At 50.5% G+C, this 1,854-nt stretch carries 2 protein-coding genes; one reads left to right on the top strand and one right to left on the bottom strand.

What is annotated here, in order from left to right:
- Positions 1–75 precede the first annotated feature (75 nt).
- Positions 76–567 (top strand): sulfotransferase domain-containing protein, encoded by a 492-nt coding sequence (locus DCO57_RS22155; RefSeq protein ID WP_347876561.1) that lies wholly within the window; start codon positions 76–78, stop codon positions 565–567.
- A gap of 89 nt (positions 568–656) precedes the next feature.
- On the opposite strand, the gene DCO57_RS22150 is transcribed toward DCO57_RS22155, so the two are convergent.
- Positions 657–1,394, bottom strand: coding sequence for a thermonuclease family protein (locus DCO57_RS22150; protein WP_165814819.1), 738 nt, complete (start codon positions 1,392–1,394; stop codon positions 657–659).
- Between the last annotated feature and the right edge of the window lie 460 nt (positions 1,395–1,854).

Here is a 1,854-nt window from a genome sequence, read left to right as displayed (position 1 = left end):
CCTTCATTGTCCAGCACAAGGCGTACCGCTCGTTCGCGTACTTCAGGGGAAAACTTGTTCGTCGTTTTGCTCATCGTGCTCCATCCTACTCAGGAGTTGGAGCCTCCGGCAAACCCGGCGCGGTTCACAAGAAACATCTTTGACGCAATGATCAGTTTCCGCGACCATATAAGGAACGAGAGCCACGTGTTCCCGATGGCCTTTGCCAATGAAGAAATGCGTGATTGGGACAACAAGGATCTTGAGTGTTTCGCCGCAGACCTAATCGCGCCTTGGTATTTTAACTTCTATGTTTCCTGGCAAACCTGCGAGGAAAAGCTCCACGTTACCTATGAAGAAATGAAAACCGATAAAATAAGCTATTTCAGCAAGATACTGAAATATGCTGATCTAGATGCCAATAAGGAAGCTGTAGAGGACTTGCTGGCCCGAAGCCGCAATGAAAGCACTCGAAAAAATGCCGCTGTAAGTGGGAGAGGCTCTCAAATCTGCGACGAGGCGAAGCAGAAGATTTTAGGATATGCCTCCTACTACCCTGACGTAGATTTTTCACCTATTGGCCTCTGAGAACGCCAAGCGAGCCATTTTCCCATGCTCGCACTGTGGATGATCATGGGCTGCTTGCGGACCTAAAGAGTGGTCTAATCAACGACACGTCAACGCCTCGCCCGTCGCCAGCCGGCAGCGCGAGCCTCCGCCTCGGAACAAAACCAACGCTCGCCGTTCCCCGTGTCAATTCTCGTCTTGCTGTAAAATTCTTGTCCTGGCAGGTGATAAATTCGTTCGCCAGTTGAGAAACTGATATTTCCCTTGATGTTACAATCACTTGAACTCTGACCGCCAACCGACTGTGTCTTCTGACTTTGTTGAGGCATTTTTTCGGCGCGTTTCCGGGCCCTGAACTCCCAAGGATTCTCGAAAGAGCCTTGCCATATACCTCTGTGCGCGTTCTGAGCTTCGTCCTGGAGGGCAGAATAAGCGCCTTTGCTAAAACGTGGCCAATCGAGAGCATGCCCTGCTGCAACGAGCGCTGATGCGACGCCTTGGCCATCAGACCGATAGCAGTCCCCTACGTATCGATCGTATGCGTCCCATTCGATGAAGTTGCAGGTAGTTGGGCGCGACTGTGCGAGGTACTCACTGAGGAACTGGGCTGCATCTGCGCCACATCGATATCGGGCACCGTTCTTCCGCGAACAAAGCTGATCTGTTTCCGGTGCATCAATCCCGTTAAATCGAATGCGTTGACCGTGTATTTCAATCGTATCGCCATCGATCACAGTCGCCCGACCAGCGATCGTGTCTCCAGCCGATTTGTAGGAACTGTTTTGGAAACCGATTGGCCCCTCCCTCAGCCCAAGCCAAGCCAAGAGAACCACGCCCGCAATAATCATTGATCCAAATTTCCCAGGGCGAAAAAGTCGCTTCGAAGCATGTCTGGTCCGCGCAGGCTTTGATTGCGCCAGGTGGTGAATATTACTGTTCACAACTGCCCGGCAGGCGGGGAACCTGCTGCACCCCCAAAACTCTCGTCCTTTATGCCGGCCTTGTTTCGCGGTGCGCAGTTTCATTGGCGCGCCGCACCTGGGACACTTCATTGCCTCTCAATCCTAAGGGTGATTGGTCGAGCCGATTGTCCCACCCTTATATTCCACAAACCACATTATGCGAATCCGACGTAAAGATTGGGCGAATACTCAACTGTGACCATGAGGGTGATTTTCTATGGATATTAAAATCCTTCGCAAACACAATTCACAGCAAATTTTGCCCCAAATGATGTAACACTCGCACCATACAAATAAATTGAAAGAGGAGCATCTGAAATAACATTATCAAAGTATAATACATATG

It is taken from the genome of Labrenzia sp. 011 (assembly GCF_003075075.1).
Classification (GTDB): domain Bacteria; phylum Pseudomonadota; class Alphaproteobacteria; order Rhizobiales; family Stappiaceae; genus Roseibium.
The sequence above is the reverse complement of the archived record's forward strand: the minus strand, read 5'-3'. Positions and strand labels throughout refer to the sequence as shown.

Bases quoted from the DNA above. Each gene is read 5' to 3' on its own strand.
- DCO57_RS22150 (WP_165814819.1), bottom strand. From the start codon at position 1,394: ATGATTATTGCGGGCGTGGTTCTCTTGGCTTGGCTTGGGCTGAGGGAG.